The organism is Liquorilactobacillus sicerae (assembly GCF_029916425.1).
GTDB lineage: Bacteria > Bacillota > Bacilli > Lactobacillales > Lactobacillaceae > Liquorilactobacillus > Liquorilactobacillus sicerae.
Window position 1 is genome coordinate 1 of sequence record NZ_JAHAVQ010000269.1, and the last position, 432, is coordinate 432.

Consider the following 432-nt stretch of genomic DNA (forward strand, 5'->3'; position numbering starts at 1 on the left):
CTGTCAGTGAGTTTGATAAAGATGATGCATCAGAATTTTATTCTAAAGTATTTAATTTGTTGATAAGTTTTTCTTTTATTTTGATTGCTCTTTTTGTTCTATTTGTAAAACCATTTATGCAAATTTATGTTTCTTCCAGGTTCTTTCAATCTTGGGAATATGTGCCTGTGTTGTTGCTGGCTGCGACTTTTTCCAATTTTTCCGCTTTTTTAGGAACGACCTATTTAGCGGCTAAAAGAACTTCTGGTATCTTCTCTACAACTGTTTTTGGAATGATCATTAATGTTATAGCTTGTTGGTTGTTGATTCCCATTATTGGTGTCCACGGGGCAGGTATCGGTGGTAGTTTAGGATTTTTAACTGTTACTATTCTCAGATATTTTCAAACGAAAAGATTCTTAATAATAACCGTAGATTGGAATAAATCTATTT

1 protein-coding gene is annotated in these 432 nt (G+C 32.4%); it reads left to right on the forward strand.

The genetic code is table 11. The annotated features are described in order from the left end of the window. A partial coding sequence (locus KH893_RS12385) for a lipopolysaccharide biosynthesis protein (RefSeq protein ID WP_281166349.1) occupies positions 1–432 on the forward strand: 432 nt, incomplete at both ends.